Genomic DNA, 16,684 nt, shown 5'->3' on the forward strand with positions numbered 1-16,684 from the left:
TAAAACAATCGCCGGATGCGGGGCGCCGAGAGGCTGCCCTATCACTGCAGTAGGATCGCAGGCTCTCCGGCGCCCCGCAGTCCTCAAGTTCTTTGGGAGGGATGGCTCTTTGACAGGACTCGCGCGGTCACGCGGCGAGACGATGAAGCACGCCTACCAGCGGAAGGAGAGCTCGGCGACGGGTCCGTGCAGAACCGCGTCGATGCCGGTGTCGTGACCGAGGAAGGTTCCTTTCCAAGTCTCGCCCTCTACCACCGAAGATTGACGCCCAAGAGCGGTCCGTGCATCACGACGTCGAGAACGTTTTCTCCGTAGGCACTTTCCTCGCTGTAATCGACGGCGAGCGCACGATAGCCGATCACCGTGTGGAGCGGCGTTCCGAAGCAATTGACGTCGAAGCCGTAGGTGGCGACGACCTGCCACGAGAAATCGCTGCCGACGCCGAACCCTCCGACATCTCCTTCGAGGGTCAATTCCTTGTTGTCACCAAAGCCGTGCCGGAGACGCCCCCCGATAAAGGGGTCGACCCATTCGAGGTCGCCGGTGCTGGCAACCGCCACCGCCCGATCGAGCTCTATCTTTACGCTTCGATCCACGGTAATGTTTTTGCCTGGTCCGAACCGCTTATCGATCGCACGCTTTATGAGATTTGCACCTCGGCGATTGAGCTTGAAGCCGCGCTGGCGAAGAACGCGCTTAACGACATCGCGAGGATCGAAAGTCGCTGTCGCGGTAACGTCGACAGTGAGGTCGCCAGTTAAATTGACCGTGCTGTCCACGGACTGGTTCCAATAGCGCACACCGCCCAGCATATCGAACGCCGTGTGAGAGGACGCGTTCGACCAATTGGCGACTTCGAACCCGGCGCCTGATTGGATGATGGTCGACTCGTAGTCGAGCTGTGCGTTGGACTTGATGCTCAGATTCGCGTCGACAGTGACGTCGACATTGGGAAACTTCGAGGGACGTCCGGCGCCCTGTCGATTGAAGTCGTTTTTTGCGTGACCGGGAAAGCCGAGGTCCATCCACACGACATCGGTGAAGAACGAAAACGCACCCTTACGCGCCTCGACGTAGCCCATCAAAGCGAGGAGCGAGTCGCTCTTCTCGACGATATCGATGAAGCTCGCATCGATGTCGACGGTGTGTCCCCGAGCTGTAACGTCGCCGTTAACGCCTGTCACCCAGGCGTAGGGCGTGAAGCTGAACTGCCACTGGTTTGACTGCGGGGCCGAATAGCCTGGGTCCAATGCGGTGTCGCCCCTGGCATACGCCGCGAGCGGAAACGCGCCGACAAGCGCGCAGACGCCGACTGCTTTCAACCACGTCACGCGACCTATACTCCCCCCAAGCCCGGTTGACCGCAGAAGATAGTGCGGGCCGAACGGGGACGCTTGCCATTTCACGCCGCGCCGCGGGACATTTCGAAGTCCTGTTGCGTGAAGGCCACAGACTCGGCGGCGGCGGCAAAAAAAAGGGGCGCCCCGGAAGGCGCCCCTTTCAAGCTTTGCGGACCCGGCCGGTTCTACGGCTGGACGCGGCCGAAGCCGTGCTTCCTGATCCAAGCCTTGGCCGCCATCTCGCCCTCGGGGACGAGGTCGTAAAGCGGCGGATTGTTGGACAGGAAGCCGATCTTGAACTGCGGCGGATATTCGAACAGTTCCTTCATGTACCAGCCGGCGGTCGACCCCAGCGGCACCGCCATCGGGATGTGCCGGATGCCGATCGACGCGTCCTCTTGCGGGTTGGTGTAGAGGTTGAAAACGATGCCACCGCCTGTGTCGGTGAAGATCGAGCCCGAGAAGCCGCCGATATCGCCCTTCTGCACGACGCCGTTCTCGATCTCGCCGGTGACGACGCCCTTGAACTCGTCGATGCGAACCGCCGCGTAATATTGGTTCAAGGTGTAGATGCGGCTGCGCCGCGCCGACAGTCCATTGTCGGCGACGAGGAAGGACGACTGGTCGACGCCGTCGATATAGGTCTTCTCGGGGAACAGCCCGGCCAGCTTGGCGCCGGGATAGCCGGCCAGCGCCAACGTGGTCGGCAGGATGTCGGCGAGGTCGAACAGTTGGTCGGACTTGCGCGGCGCGATCATGCCCTTCCAGTAGACGAAGGTCGGCACGCGCACGCCGCCTTCCCAGGCCGAGCCCTTGCAACCGCGGAACGGCGTGCGTCCGTGGGGCGGGATCTCGCATTCGGGGCCGTTGTCGGAGGTGAAGATGACGATGGTGTTCTCCGCCTCGCCGATCGCCTCGAGCTTCTCCATCAGCTTGCCGAGGACGTAGTCCATGTGGACCATGCAGTCGCTGAACGAGGTGCGGGCCATGGACTTGCCGGCCCACTCATCCGACGGATAGTTGTCGAAATGGCAGCCACGCGTGGCGTGGTAGAGGTAGAAGGGCTGCGCGCTCCCCTTCATTTTGTCGAGGAAAGCGAGGCTCGTCTCCATCCAGTGCTTGTCGAGATCCTTGATGTAGTCGAGATCGATGAGCTTGCCGTTCTCGCATTTGGTCGTGTCGGCCGGGGTGCAATGCACCTCGTAATGATCGAAGTTGTCCTCCTCCATCATCTTGAAGCGCTCGGGCGACAGCGCGACCTCGGGATTGAAGTAGATGTCGCGCCACTCGGTGTACATGTCGGAGACGCCGAGAAAGCCGACATAGTCGTCATAGCCGACATTCTGCGGCAGCGAGCCTTGGTTCTCGCCCATATGCCATTTGCCGACGCCTTGGGTGATGTAGCCCTCTTTCTTGAGGAGCGTCGGCATGGTGATGGCGCCGTCGAGACCGCCGGGCTCGCCGTACATCGGCGGACGCAGGATGCCGTGATGCAGCGGGTTCTGCCCCGTGTGGATGGTGGCGCGGGTCGGCGAGCAGGACGGCGTGGAATAAGCGAGGTGAGCGTCAGGCCCTCGCCTGCGAGCTTGTCCATCTCAGGCGTGGCATTGCCGACCGCGACACCGCCGCCGTTGAAGCCCGTATCCATCCAGCCCACGTCGTCGAGCAGGAAGATGAGGATATTGGGTTTCTTGCCGGTCTTCTCGGCCAGCGCCGCGAGCTTGTCGGCGGCGTTCTGCTCCTGCTCGGGGTGATGGATCACCGGATACATGTTGGGCGCCGGCTTGACGGCCTTGAGATGCATGTATTGCTCGGGATGGCTGTAACCCTTCGCGGTGGTCGGGCCGGTGGCATCGCCGCGGATATTGGATTGCGCCATGGCCGGCACGGCCAATGCCAGGCTCAAGACGGCAAGGGCACAGGATTTGGCTAGGGATGGCCTCATCGTTGGGGGTTCCTTCGCGTCGCTATGGGAATGAATCGTCGGATGGACCATCGCAAAGGGAGGACCACCGTTCGGTCAAAGGCAAGACAAGGTTCAGTGACTGTGGATAGGGGCGCCACTCGCCGCGATTATCGCTGGGATTAGCCTGATATCAAGTCACGAGCGGACGAGGCTGTCGGAATGTCCAGGGGAAGCCGCGGCGTCCCTGCGCTAAGCGCATCAATTCCGGATGTGCGTAGGCCGGCGCTTCCGAGCTCGGGCACTAAATGGTACCGCTGGGGGGATTCGAACCACCGACCTCTTGATCCACAGTCAAGCGCTCTAACCAACTGAGCTACAGCGGCACATGGGCAATGCCTAGGCCGGGAACCTAAGCGGAGGCAAGAGCCGTTGCAAGCGGATGGCGCACCTCGCGCGCAAAGAGCGCGGCAACCGGCCGGGCACCTCTAGAACGAGGCGGCGCCATAGAAAAGGCCCGGGCTGGGCCCGGGCCTACGCAACTACACAACGGCACTGAAACTTTAGGACGCCTTGCGCACGGTATCCATCGTGCGGGAGACCTGGTCCTTGATCGGCTCGGCGGTGTCGGCGGCGATCTTGGTCGTCAGCGCGCGGATCTCGCCGGCTTGGCTGGCGAACACATCGAACTGACTGCGGATGAAGGCCGACTGAAGTTCGACGATCTCGGCAAGGTTCTTGGCAGCGGCTAGGTTCTTGGCGAGGTCGAATCCCGAGTTCAAATTGCGCTGAGCAATGTCGATCAGCTTGCGGTTGAAGGCGGTAGCGCCTTGGCCGGCCGCATCGAAGGAGCGCTCCAGCGCGTCGATCGACTCCTCCAGCGATTCCTTGCCGCGCTCATACGCTTCACGGGTCTGGTTGACCGTTTTCTCGGCGAGCATGCGAACGCTCTCCGGCACGGTGGTATCGAGCTTGAGGGATTCGAATTCCTTGGCGGCCGTATTGAAGGTCTCGGTGATCTTCTCGGCGGCTTCCTGGGGGGTCTGGGGAATAGATGTCTCACTCATCATGGCACCTCTTTGTTGATCTCCTCGATTCGCCTCTCGGGGAATGGCGCGGTCTTGCTCATCTGGCCGCTTCTTTTTGTTGCACTGCAATATAAATGGTGCAGTGCGACACTGCAAGAGGCAGCATGCCCAAACACGCGTCTTTTTTGCCCTGTGGACGAAATTCTGCCTTTCGCGCTATGCAATGGACTGGATTCGCCTAAATTTAGTGGTGGAGTCGCATAAGCGCCCCAAGAGGGGGCGTCCCTAGTGGCTGAGCTGGGCTTTGTGTCAAACGCCAGAGCGAGCTCATTTGTTCATATTGGGGCCGACCATGGCCGACCTCAGACCGCGACGGCGCATCGAAGATGGGGACCGCGAGGCGCTTGAGCATATTGCGCGCGCGCTCGAGGGCCGGGTTCTGCTCGGTCCGGGGGCTATCTCCCCTGGCTCCGACAAATCCCCTGCTCCGGACCTAGCCGCTGACGAACACGCGAACCACGCCCCGACGAATGGCCGGGCGGAGGCGAAACCCATGGGCAGCCCGCTCATGCTGCCGCCGGAGTCCTTGAGACTTCTGCTCGAAGCCATGCCGGCGGCGATCGGGCTCTTGCGGGACAATGCCCTTATCTATGTCAACAGCGCCTTCGCTTACGCCTTCGGCTACCACTCACCGTCCGAACTGAGCGAGGCGGGTGGCTCGACGCCATTCTTCCCGGCGGTGCGGCGCTCCTCGGTTGCGACGAAGACAGCGGGCGCACCGGTGAAATCGATGCGCTGACCCGCTCACGCCGCGCCTCAAAGTGGTCTTCGCGCTGAGCCCGCTCGATACCGATCAAGACACGCAGGTGCTTCGTCTCATCGACCAGGCGGATCTCGATGCCGAACTCCCTGCACCGGAGACGGTGGCGGCAGCGCAAGAGCCTGAGACGCCGACGCCCGTGACGGAGATGCCCGCGCCCAAGGCCGAAACCACGCCACCGTCCGAACCGGCAATTGCGCCCGCACCGCGCCGGGCGATCGACCCCGAGGCGGCGAGCCGCCGTCTCGATTTCTTGGCCAAGGTCAGCCATGAGGTGCGGACGCCACTCAACTCGATCATCGGCTTCACCGAGTTGATGCTGCAGGAGCGATTCGGCCCCATCGGCAATCCGCGCTATCGCGGTTACACGGAGGACATCCATCAGAGCGGCCTCTATGCGTTGAGCCTGCTCAACGACCTGCTCGACATCTCGAAGATCGAGGCGGGCAAGTTCGAGCTCGATTTCACCGCGGTGGACGTGGCCGAGGTGGTCGAGAGTTGCGTCGCCAGCCTCCAGCCGCTTGCCAAGCGCACGCGCATCGTGTTGCGGACGTCGCTCGCACAGGACTTGCCGCTCGTGGTCGCCGATCCGCGGCGGCTCAAGCAGACGCTTCTCAACCTCCTCACCAATGCCATCAAGTTCACTACCGAAGGCGGTCAGGTCATCGTGTCCGGCACGCTGGTCGATGGCGAGCTGCGGGTGCGGGTGCGGGACAACGGCGTGGGCATGAGCAAGAATGAGATCGCCTACGCGATGCAGCCCTTCCATCAGCTCGACACGGCGCCGCGCCGGCAGTCCGGGACCGGGCTGGGACTGCCGCTCACCAAGGCACTGGCCGACGCCAATCGCGCCAGGCTCGAGTTGACCAGCGAGCCCGGTGTGGGCACGTCGGCCGACATCATTTTCCCGGCAGAGCGGCTCTTCGCCTCATAGGCGCCTCGCGCCCCCTGGCCGATTTCGCGCCAAGTGTTCTTCGCGACTGCGAAATCCTGTCATTTGTCAGACTTATTGTAGTGCAATTACACTATTATACTAGGCATTGTCGGATAAATACTCAGTTTCTCGAAGCCTTCTAATGTATCTTCATTGATTAGAAGGCTTCTAAGTTTACTTCAGTTACGATAATCTTGTTGACAGTAGGCAAGCGCAAGCCTTAAGCGGAATAGAGGCTCTCCGGCTCTAGTCCAAGGGGAGCAAAGTCTTTCAGTCCGATACCGGGGCCTTGAACCCCGGCCATTGGAGGTCATTGATGCGCTCGACACTGGCGCGCGCCGCGGCGCTCGCGATCCTCATCTCCGCTTCCGCCTTGCCCTTCGCCCGCGCCGAGACGCCGGGCGAGGTGAACATCTATTCCTACCGTCAGCCCTATCTCATCGATCCCCTGCTCCAGGAATTCACCGCGGAGACCGGCATCAAGGCCAATGTTATCTTCGCCGAGAAGGGACTGATCGAGCGGATGCAGGCCGAAGGCCGCAATAGCCCTGCGGACCTCCTGCTGACGGTCGATATCGGCAATCTGAGCCAGGCCACCGCCGCCGGCATCGCCCAGCCCGTGGTCTCCGAGACGATCGAGGCCTCGATCCCGGCCACCTATCGCGGCGAGAACAATGAATGGATCGGCCTCACCCGCAGGGCCCGCGTAGTGTACGCCTCCAAGGAACGGGTCAAGCAGGACTCAATCACGTATGAGGACCTCGCCGACCCGAAATGGCGCGGCAAGATTTGCATCCGCTCGGGCCAGCACGTCTATAACGTCGCGCTGATCGCCTCCATGATCGCCCATCACGGCGAGGAATGGACGGAGCAGTGGCTGCGTGGCGTGAAAGCCAATCTCGCCCGCAAGCCCGCCGGCAACGACCGGCTGCAGGTCAAGGGCGTCTATGCCGGCGAATGCGACATCGCCATCGGCAACACTTATTACATGGGCGCGATGCTCACGGACGAGAAGAACCCCGATCAGAAGGCGTGGGCGAACTCGGTCAGCATCCTGTTTCCCAACACGGGCGACCGCGGCACCCATGTGAACGTGTCGGGTGCGGTGCTGGCAAAGAACGCGCCCCATAAGGACAACGCGATCAAGCTTCTCGAATTTCTGGCTTCGGACAAGGGCCAGGAAATGTATGCCGAAGTGAACAACGAGTATCCGGTGAAGGCAGGCGTCCCGTGGTCGGCGTTGGTTCAGTCCTGGGGCGAATTCAAGCCGGACCCGATCTCACTCAACGAGATCGCGGCTTTGCGGAAAGCGGCAAGCGAACTGGTCGACAAGGTCGGCTTTGACGAAGGGCCAAGCTCATGAGGGGACAGAAATGAGCTTTCATAAGAGCATCGACAAGCAGGTCGGCGCCCGGCGCGCGGCCGTTCCTGTGCGCAGCGGGGCGGAGTGGCTGGTCGGCGTCGGCTTCCGCTGCTGGCTTGCAGGATACGACACGGGCGACATCGCCTGCTGGGAAAACGGCTGGAACGAATATAACCGCTTGCTTGGACCGTCGCGGGCGAAACGTGCCGTGACCGAGCTCGCCTGCTGGGTCAGGACGTTGCGGTCCACGGCCTCTCGCAAGATCGAGTATTACCCGTTCGGCTGCTCCGGCTTCTGCCCTGACGAGTGCATGGCCATCTCGCTGATCGCCGCATCCCAGCATCATCGCTGTCCGGCCATGCAAGCTTGCGCGCTGGCGCTGACGGGCTCGGAGCTCGTGGAGCCGGTGATCGACGCGGCCAATGCCTTCGCCGACGCGCTCCAGGAAGCCGATCAGCGCTTGTCGCAGGAGGCGGTTGCCGCCCTCATGGCGCCCCAGCGCAAGGCCGGCGGGGACGTTTTCGCTGACCGGCGCTAAGCAAGACACCGCCTGCGCCCGAGCCGGAGAGACTCCCACCTTCCGCCGGAGGCTTGCCCGCCTGTCCGAGAGTGGCAATCTCGGATGGTCGGTGGCGGCACTTCTCCTGTCGCTCATCGCCTTGGCGCCGCTGATCGCCATCGCGGTCATCGCGTTCCAATCGAGCGGCGATGCCTGGCCTCACCTCATCGACAATGTGCTCCCCGGTGCGGTGCGCCGCACGGTCGGCCTCATGCTCGGCGTCGGCCTCCTTACCCTTATTATCGGCACCGGCACCGCTTGGCTCGTGACCATGTACCGGTTTCCGGGGCGCCGCTATTTTCAGTGGCTGCTGCTGCTGCCGATGGCGATGCCGACCTACATCATCGCCTACTGCTACCTCGAGCTGTTCGACTACTCGGGCATGGTGCAGACCGGCATGCGCGGCCTGTTCGGCTGGCGGAACGCGCAAGACTATTGGTTCCCCGACATCAGGAGCCTGAGCGGAGCGATCTTCGTCATGAGCGCGGTGCTCTATCCTTATGTCTACATCACCGCGCGGGCGAGCTTCATCGCGCAATCGGTATGCGTGATCGAGGCGAGCCGAACGCTCGGGCGCAGCGCGTCGGAGACCTTCTGGCAAATCGCGCTGCCGCTCGCCCGCCCGGCGCTGGCCGCCGGCGTGGCGCTGGCCCTGATGGAAACATTGAATGACATCGGCGCGGTGGAGTTCTTCGGCGTGCGGACGCTGACCGTCGCCGTCTATGACACCTGGCTCGACCGCGGCAGCCTTGCCGGCGCGAGCCAGATCGCTTGCGTCATGCTGGCCTTCGTGTTCGCGCTTCTGCTCATCGAGCGGGCGCTGCGGGCCGGACGTCGTTTTCATCACACGACCGGCAAGTATCGCGACCTGCCAGAGGACAAGCTCACGGGCATGCGGGGAATCCTTGCCGTGCTCGCCTGCGTGCTGCCGCTGATCGTGGGGTTCGTGTTGCCGGCTGGCGTGCTGGTGGACGACGCCATCGCGCATGTCTCGGCGGGTTTGTCACCGGCCTTTTGGCAGGCTGCCTTGCACAGCCTGCTCTTGGCATTCGCGGCGGCGGTGCTTGCCGTGGCCTTCGCCGTGGTCCTCGCTTATGGGCGGCGGCAAACGCGCTCGAAGCTGGTCCGCGGAGCAAGCCTGGTTCCGGCCATCAGCTATGCCATACCGGGGACGGTGCTTGCCATCGGCCTGCTGATCCCGCTCGCCGGTCTCGACAACAGTATCGACGGGGTGATGCGCTCGCTGTTCGGCGTCTCCACCGGGCTCCTGTTCTCAGGCACCGCCTTCGCCATCGTGCTCGCCTACACGATCCGCTTCCTCGCCGCCTCGCTCGGCGCGGTGGAAGCAGGCCTGAGCAAGATCTCGAAGAATATCGACGCGGCCGGACGCACGCTGGGTGCCACGGTTTCGGACATGCTGTGGACGGTGCACCTGCCCTTGCTGCGCCCCGCGCTGGGCGCCGCCGCCATGCTGGTCTTCGTGGATTCCATGAAAGAGCTGCCGGCGACGCTGCTCTTGCGCCCCTTCAACTTCGATACGCTGTCGACCCAGGTCTTCACGCTGGCCTCGCTCTATCGCTACGAGGAGGCCGGACTTTCGGCGCTGACCATCGTTTTGGTGAGCCTGGCCCCGGTGCTGCTGTTGCACGGGATCATTGCCCGAAGCCGCCCGGGCGCCTCCGCGAGCCGGCCCTCCGGGGCTCGATCAAGGCCTGAATGGGCGTTGCGGATCTCTTGATAACCCAAGAAAATATGGGGCTTGGGTCAATGCGGGACTTGGGCTCACCAAACAATTCGGGCTACAAGGAGCCACTCTTGCAACGGTCACATGGGACGTTCGGGCTCGATCCTAGAGCCCCGCGCCCACAACGGGTGGAAAGGTCGGTATGAAGCCTCGCCAACGTCCTTGGAAATGGCTTCTCCTTGGCCTTGCTGTCTTTCTTCTTGTCGGCTTCGTGGTGGTTCCGCGCCTGATCGGGACTTCCTCCGATTTGCGCGACCGGGTCGCCGCCGCGCTGTCGGCGTGGACCGGCGCCACGGTCACGCTCACGGAGCCTTTGACCGTGAGGTATTTCCCGCCACTGTCCTTGCGCGGCGGCTTCGTGCTCACCAACGCCACCAAGTTGCCTTGGGTCAGTTCCATCGCGGCGAGGGACGTGAAGATGTCCTTGAACTTGTCCGATCTTCTGATGGGACGCGTCAAGATCGAGGCGCTGAGGCTCGGCCGGCCGACGATCACGCTGAAGGCCGATGCCCCACCGACCGCACCGGTGGATCAGACGGCGGAGGCTCTCGTCACCAACGGGCTGACGGCTGCGCCGATCGGCGTCGTGCGTATTCGGCACGGCACGGTCAGGACGGCTTCGGGCGAACGCGTGGCGCGCGATCTTGATGCGCGGTTCGATGCGAGCGACGGTACCGGGTCGCTGACGGCGCTCGGCTCGGTGACGTTCCGCGGCGAGACCGTGCGATTTGCCATCAACAGCGGCAAGATCTCGGAAAGCGAGGAAGGCCAGAGTGCACCCGTTACGCTGACACTCACCTCCGCTCCCGTCACCGCCAAATTCTCCGGCACCGCGCGCTTCGCCGACGGTTTCGGCCTCGACGGCGATATGCGGGCCGAGATGGGTGACGCCCGCCATTTCCTGAACTGGGTGGGCATGGACCTGCCGGAAGGCGAGAGTCTCAAAAATCTGACGGCGGAGGGACCTGTTCATTGGGCGGGGACCACGCTCATCTTCGACGACGGAGCCTTCTCGCTGGACGGCAACGCGGCCGTGGGGCTGCTGGCCATCACCACGGGGATGCGGCCGAGGGTGGAAGGGACGCTCGCATTCGAACGGCTGGTGCTCGATCCTTATCTCGGCACAGGCGACACCGCCGCCATCGGCGAACCGCTCTTCGACTGGGCCCTGCTCAAACATTTCGACGCAGACTTGCGGCTCTCGGCGGCCGACATCGAAGCCTCGAGCCTGGAGCTCGGAAGTGGCGGGCTCACGATTACCGCCAAGAACGGGGCGATATCGAGTGAAGTGGGCGAGCTGGATTTGTGCGGCGGTCAGATGGCCGGCCGGGTGGGGCTCGACCTCTCCGGGCCGCGGATCAAGGCTTCGTTCGCCGGCAATCTCTCCGACGTGGCTATCGAGACCTGCCTCAAGCCCTTTGCCCTGGACATTCCGGTCAAAGGCACCGGCGGGATGAAGGCCGATGTCTCGACCGGCGGGCGCACGGTGGACGAGCTCATTCGCGGGCTTGCCGGCGATCTCAAGATGACCGCCCAGGATGGTGCCGTGCCCATCGATTTTCCCCAGCTCATTGCAGGGTCCGCCGTGGACGGACCGGGCTGGAGCCGAGAGACGGTCACGCCGTTCGACTCGCTCAATGCCGACTGCCGCCTCTCTGCGGGCCATATTTGGTGCCAGGTCTTCACGATGCAGACCCCCCGTGGCGTGGTTTCGGGGTCCGGAGGGGTGGACGTGGGAAAGCAAACGCTTGATTGGGACTTCCTGATCGCCAATCCTGTGGCACCGTTAAACGCCTCGCAGCTCGTCATGGAGACCCCGCCGCGGGTCACCATTCGCGGACCGCTAACGCAACCCTTAATCCAGAGAGCCAATCGCCCCGCACTTGGAGACGGTTCAACGCAGTCAAGGCCGGGAACTGTCCCGGTCTCGCCGCACTAGGCTCCTTTGGAACGACAATCGACCGAGATAAACCGCCGTGTTTTGGCTACGCCCTGATCGATCCTTCGCAACCCGCGCCGTGCACGCCGGCAAGGCCGCCTTGCTCGCTGCGACGCTTTGCACTGGATTTTGCCTGACAGGAAGCGGCGCCGGCGCCGCGGACGGCACGCTTAGCGTCGCCACATGGGGGGGCGCCTACGGCCAGTCGCAGGAGATCGCCTTCTTCGAGCCGTTCGCCAAGGAGACCGGCACCGCGATCGCCACGGAAATCTATGACGGCAGCCTCGCGAAGCTGAAAGGCCTGATCGACGCCGGCAACCCACCGGTCGACGTGATCGACGTGTCGGCGGGCACGCTTGATGCGCTGTGCCGTGACGGTGTGCTGGAGTCGATCGAGGTGACGGACTTGGGTCCGGATGGCCAAAGCATCGAGGCGGATTTTCTGGACGGCGGCTTGTCGTCCTGCGGCGTGGCTCGGTGGCTTGGTCGACGGCTATCGCCTTCGACCGGCAAGCTTTCCGGAAGGGCGAGCCGACAGCGGTCACGGCCCTGCTGGATACCGCGCGCTTCCCAGGCAAGCGCGCGCTGCCGAAAAATCCACGCTACACGCTCGAGCTGGCACTGCTTGCGGACGGCGTTCCGCCTGAGAGCGTTTATGCGGAGCTCGCCACCGAGGCCGGGGTCGATCGGGCGTTCGCCGCTCTCGACAAGATCAAGGACAACATTCTGTTCTGGGACAAGGCCGATCAGCCGATCACCTGGTTGCTGGAGAAGAAGGTCACGATGGCGGCCGGCTATAGCGGCCGGATCTTCCGCGCCGCTGTCGGCGATCAACGGCGCATCGGCGTTCTCTGGGACGGGCAGATCTACGACGTCGACGCCTGGGCGATTCCCAAAGCGGCGCGGAACAAAGACGAGGCCATGCGCTTCATCAGCTTCGCCACGTCGCCGGAGCGGCTGGCGGCACAAGCGCGGCTGATCGCCTATGGGCCGATGCGGAAGTCGGCGGTGCAATTGGTTGGCAAGCATCCGATCATCGGCGTGGAGATGCAGGAGTTCCTGCCGACGGCGCCAGACAACTTCAAGACGGCGCTCAAATTCGACGAGGCGTGGTGGAACGAGCACGACGCCGCGCTCAGCCAGCGATTTACCGCTTGGCTGGCGCCGATCGAGGCCGCCGCGGCGGCCAAGGAGGCCGAGCGTAAGGCGAAAGAGGCTAAGTCCAAAGCGCCGGTCACCAGGGCGACACCTTAGCCGTTCCGCGCGCGCTCGCATCCCGGCAATGACAGTTGGAATAAATTGCGGGCAAGCGGCAACTCGTGTTTGCCTTGCTTGTCGCCTTCATGTCATGCTGATCGCTAGAGCGAGTCTTTTCGATGAAGCCGCGAAGACGTCGCCCTAACACAGAATGCACGACCAGAGTGCAGTATGGCCCTAACTCTTCGAGGTCATACTGACGATGCTAAGCACTGCCGGAGCGGGGCCGGCAGTGCACTCTGGTTTCGGTGCCACTCTGGTCCCGCCAGTCTTCTCTAGAATGTGCGATAGAGCCCCAGCGAGACGTAACCGCTGGGATCGTCCTCGAGATAGTTGCCGGTAAATCCGCCGGATAGCGTCACTTCGAGTTGGCGCAGATTGACGCGCAGGAAGCCGCCACCCCGGCCCGCATCATATTCTTCATTGCCGAGAGCGCCGCCTTCCAACCCCAGCGAGAGTTTGGGACGCACACGGAAGCCTATTCGCGCCAGGCTAAAATATTCCTGGAACGCGGTGCCATAGGCTGCGTCGGCGGAGACATACCACCGCGGCGCGATGTCGTACCAAGTCTCGGCGAGAAGCCTGAGGCCGATCTCCGTGCCTTGCACGCTGTTGTTCGGATCGCGCGGGGTGATGTGCTGATCTTCCGCCTCGATGCCGGCGAACAGCTTGACGGTGACGGCGCCGGGACAAAACTGATAGCCGACCAACGCCGCGGCAAATCCGACCTGCCCGTCGAACGTGGTGGCGATATAGTCGCTGCCGTCGAACAGGGCACCGTCATAGTCGTAGCGGCCATAGGCGCCGACGGCGCGCAACCTAGGCCCGGCGCATAGAGACCCTTGCCGAAGGCATAGCCGCCGCCCACATAGGCACTTGTGTAATTGTCGCTGGCCTCGACGCCGGTGAACATTTCGGTGTGCGGCGCGTTGGGCTCGCCGGATGCCGTCTGGACCGAGAGGCCGAAGACAAGGACAGCCGCGCCCAGGACCCCACCGGCGCGGAGCCTGGATTGGACGCCTGAAGACTTGCCCCCCTGCACGGCGACCACTCGCGTGCTTGTTGCATCGACTATGATGCATCTTACGCGCGAGACCGCTCACGCCCGGCAACCAGGTTGCGCGCAACCCGTCACACTTCAATCTCAGGTTGGTATATGCGTGTTTTGTTCCCCACAGGCGCGGTAAAATGAACCCCGATCGCTTCGACAGCTGGCTCAAGATCGACGCCAAGGGCCTCTATTGCCGTCCGGGCGGCTTCTATATCGACCCGCATAGCGCGGTACGGAACGCGGTCGTCACCCATGGGCATTCCGACCATGCGCGCCCGGGTCACGGCGCCGTGCTCGCGACCAAGGAGACGCTCGCCATCATGCGCGCGCGGCTCGGCGAACTGGCCCCGCGTCTTCCGCAAGAAGCGGCATATGGCGAGCCCGTCAGCATCGGCGACGTCACGGTCACGCTGTTTCCGGCCGGTCATGTGCTCGGTAGCGCCCAGGTCCTGATTGAGTATGAGGGCGTCCGCGCGGTGGTGTCGGGAGACTACAAGCGCAGCGCCGATCCCACGTGCGCCCCTTTCGAGCTCATCCCGTGCGATCTCTTCGTGACCGAGGCGACCTTCGCGCTGCCCGTGTTCCAGCATGGCGATGCGCGCGGTGAAGCGGCGAAGCTGCTCAGGTCGGTCGCGCAATTTCCCGAACGCACGCATGTGGTCGGCGCCTATGGACTCGGCAAGAGCCAGCGCCTGATCGCGCTGTTGCGCGCCGAGGGCTACGACCGGCCGATCTATCTGCATGGGGCGCTGCAAGCCTGCTGCGACCTCTATGAGTCCTTCGGTGTCGCGCTCGGCGCGCTCGAGCCGGCAACCGGCGCCAAACGCGAGATGCTCAAGGGCCAGATCGTGCTAGCGCCGCCGAGCGCCATCGCCGACCGTTGGTCCCGCCGCCTGCCCGACCCGCTGACCTCGTTCGCCTCGGGCTGGATGCGCGTTCGTGCCCGCGCCCGGCAGCAGGGCATCGAACTGCCGCTCGTGATCTCCGATCACGCCGATTGGCGCGAACTGACCGACACCATCGCCGAGACCGGGGCGCGCGAAGTCTGGGTGACCCATGGCCGCGAGGATGCGCTGCTCCACCATATCCGGTCGACGGGACGGCGTGGCCGCGCGCTCGCCCTGATAGGCCGCGAGGACGAGGACCAGTGAAGGCCTTTGCCGCACTGCTGGACCGGCTCGCCTATACGCCATCGCGCAACGACAAGCTCAAGCTCATGGCAGACTATTTCGCGAGCGCGCCGGATCCGGACCGGGGCTATGCGCTCGCGGCTCTGACCGACGGGTTGTTCTTTCGGGTGCCGTTCCGGCGCATCTTCGCTGAGATGCTGGAGACGCGGGTCGATCCGGTGTTGTTCAGGCTGTCCCGCGACTATGTGGGCGACACGGCCGAGACCATTTCGCTGCTGTGGCCGGCACGGAAGGACGACGCGCCGCCGCCGAGGCTGGCCGATGTGGTTGAGGCGGTTCAGGCCGCCGACAAATCTGAAATTCCAGTGCTCCTCGCCGGCTGGCTCGACCGCCTCGACGCCACCGGGCGCTGGGCGCTGCTCAAGCTCCTCACCGGCGCGCTGCGGGTCGGGGTTTCGGCCCGGCTCGCCAAGACGGCGCTGGCTCAATGGTCGGGCAAGCCCCTCGCCGAGATCGAGGAGGTGTGGCATGGGCTCGCGCCGCCTTACGCCGCGCTGTTCGCATGGCTCGCCGGCGATGCGCCGCCTCCCGATACGGCGGGCAAGGCCGTTTTCCGGCCGCTCATGCTGTCGCACGCCATCGAGGACCGGGAGCTTACCGGCATCACACCCGCCGACTTCGTGGCCGAATGGAAGTGGGACGGCATCCGCGTGCAGGCCAGCCATCATGGCGGCGAGAAGCGCCTGTTCTCGCGCACCGGTGACGACATCTCCGGCGCCTTTCCCGATGTCGTGGAGGCCCTGCCCGAAGGCGTCGTGCTCGACGGCGAGCTCCTGGTGATGCGCGGCGGCGAGGTCGCGCCATTCAACGATCTTCAGCAGCGGCTGAACCGTAAGACGGTTTCCGCCTCCATGCTGAAATCGCACCCGGGCCATATCCGGCTCTACGACCTCCTGTTCGAAGGCGACGAGGATTTGCGTGGCCTGCCCTTCGAGGACCGGCGCGCGCGCCTGGAGGCCTGGCACGCGGAGCATATCCCCCAGCACACCGATGTCTCGGACATCATCGACTTCACCTCGATCTCCGAGCTGGAATCGCTGTGGGCAGGCGCGCGGGAGACCGGGATCGAAGGCCTCATGCTGAAGCGGCGCGATAGCCCCTATATCGCCGGCCGCCCCAAGGGCCATTGGTACAAGTGGAAGCGGGCGCCCCAGATGATCGACGCCGTGCTCATGTATGCCCAGCGCGGTAGCGGCAAGCGGTCGTCTTACTACTCGGACTATACGTTCGGCGCCTGGCGGGCGACAAAGACCGGCGAGCCAGAGCTCGTGCCCGTGGGCAAGTCCTATTTCGGTTTCACCGACGAGGAACTGAAGCAACTCGACTCATTCGTGCGCAGCCACACGGTCGATAGCTTCGGGCCGGTGCGCCAGGTGGAGCCGAAGCTCGTCTTCGAGGTGGCGTTCGACTCGGTGCACCGCTCCGCGCGTCACAAGTCCGGCGTGGCCATGCGCTTTCCCCGCATCCACCGCATCCGCTGGGACAAGCCTGCGGAGGAAGCGGACAGGCTGGAGACGCTCACGGGGCTGATCGTGGACTAGCCGCCGTCGGAGCGT

General features: G+C 63.8%; 12 protein-coding genes, 1 tRNA gene and 1 pseudogene. 9 read left to right on the top strand and 5 right to left on the bottom strand.

Features of this window, described 5'->3' with window-relative positions; translation table 11 throughout:
- Positions 1-248: 248 nt before the first annotated feature.
- The 4 genes and pseudogenes from AUC69_RS02240 to AUC69_RS02255 all read right to left on the bottom strand — a co-directional run bounded on the left by AUC69_RS02240 (position 249) and on the right by AUC69_RS02255 (position 4,310).
- On the bottom strand, positions 249-1,331 hold the full coding sequence (locus AUC69_RS02240) for a hypothetical protein (RefSeq protein WP_141700534.1): 1,083 nt from the start codon (positions 1,329-1,331) through the stop codon (positions 249-251).
- A gap of 194 nt (positions 1,332-1,525) precedes the next feature.
- A pseudogene (locus AUC69_RS02245) lies at positions 1,526-2,881 on the bottom strand (sulfatase-like hydrolase/transferase); the annotation flags it as partial.
- A gap of 671 nt (positions 2,882-3,552) precedes the next feature.
- Positions 3,553-3,629 (bottom strand) — tRNA-His (locus AUC69_RS02250).
- Between the two features lie 177 nt (positions 3,630-3,806).
- Entirely contained in the window at positions 3,807-4,310 is a 504-nt protein-coding gene (locus AUC69_RS02255) for a phasin (protein ID WP_158007982.1), read from the bottom strand.
- A 313-nt stretch (positions 4,311-4,623) separates the two neighbouring features.
- Between AUC69_RS02255 and AUC69_RS17825 the strand changes: the two genes are divergently transcribed.
- The 7 genes from AUC69_RS17825 (at position 4,624) to AUC69_RS02290 (ending at position 12,884) form a co-directional block, all read left to right on the top strand.
- Positions 4,624-5,070, top strand: coding sequence for a hypothetical protein (locus tag AUC69_RS17825; RefSeq protein ID WP_069440719.1), 447 nt, complete (start codon positions 4,624-4,626; stop codon positions 5,068-5,070).
- Between the two features lie 22 nt (positions 5,071-5,092).
- On the top strand, positions 5,093-6,025 hold the full coding sequence (locus AUC69_RS02265; protein ID WP_069440720.1) for a sensor histidine kinase: 933 nt from the start codon (positions 5,093-5,095) through the stop codon (positions 6,023-6,025).
- Between the two features lie 316 nt (positions 6,026-6,341).
- The gene (locus AUC69_RS02270) at positions 6,342-7,388 is read left to right on the top strand and encodes a Fe(3+) ABC transporter substrate-binding protein (RefSeq protein WP_069440721.1); all 1,047 of its coding nucleotides are present in this window, start codon (positions 6,342-6,344) and stop codon (positions 7,386-7,388) included.
- A 10-nt stretch (positions 7,389-7,398) separates the two neighbouring features.
- Complete coding sequence (locus AUC69_RS02275; RefSeq protein WP_069440751.1) at positions 7,399-7,926, top strand: hypothetical protein; 528 nt, start codon at positions 7,399-7,401, stop codon at positions 7,924-7,926.
- A 91-nt stretch (positions 7,927-8,017) separates the two neighbouring features.
- Positions 8,018-9,685: an ABC transporter permease gene (locus AUC69_RS02280; protein WP_204377240.1), complete on the top strand. Its 1,668-nt coding sequence runs from the start codon at positions 8,018-8,020 to the stop codon at positions 9,683-9,685.
- A gap of 148 nt (positions 9,686-9,833) precedes the next feature.
- On the top strand, positions 9,834-11,630 hold the full coding sequence (locus tag AUC69_RS02285; RefSeq protein ID WP_069440722.1) for an AsmA family protein: 1,797 nt from the start codon (positions 9,834-9,836) through the stop codon (positions 11,628-11,630).
- Between the two features lie 477 nt (positions 11,631-12,107).
- Positions 12,108-12,884: an extracellular solute-binding protein gene (locus AUC69_RS02290; RefSeq protein WP_069440723.1), complete on the top strand. Its 777-nt coding sequence runs from the start codon at positions 12,108-12,110 to the stop codon at positions 12,882-12,884.
- Positions 12,885-13,162: 278 nt separating this feature from the next.
- Here the strand turns inward: AUC69_RS02290 and bcsS are convergent, their stop codons facing one another.
- Complete coding sequence (gene bcsS / locus AUC69_RS17245) at positions 13,163-13,705, bottom strand: cellulose biosynthesis protein BcsS (protein WP_069440724.1); 543 nt, start codon at positions 13,703-13,705, stop codon at positions 13,163-13,165.
- A gap of 370 nt (positions 13,706-14,075) precedes the next feature.
- Between bcsS and AUC69_RS02300 the strand changes: the two genes are divergently transcribed.
- Together AUC69_RS02300 and AUC69_RS02305 are read left to right on the top strand one after the other, a co-directional pair.
- A complete protein-coding gene (locus AUC69_RS02300; RefSeq protein ID WP_069440725.1) occupies positions 14,076-15,089 on the top strand; it encodes a ligase-associated DNA damage response exonuclease in 1,014 nt (337 codons plus the stop codon).
- Entirely contained in the window at positions 15,086-16,669 is a 1,584-nt protein-coding gene (locus AUC69_RS02305) for a cisplatin damage response ATP-dependent DNA ligase (RefSeq protein WP_069440726.1), read from the top strand. The genes AUC69_RS02300 and AUC69_RS02305 overlap by 4 nt, the downstream gene beginning before the upstream one ends.
- Positions 16,670-16,684 lie beyond the last annotated feature (15 nt).

This window comes from Methyloceanibacter superfactus, assembly GCF_001723305.1.
GTDB classification, from domain to species: Bacteria; Pseudomonadota; Alphaproteobacteria; order Rhizobiales; family Methyloligellaceae; genus Methyloceanibacter; species Methyloceanibacter superfactus.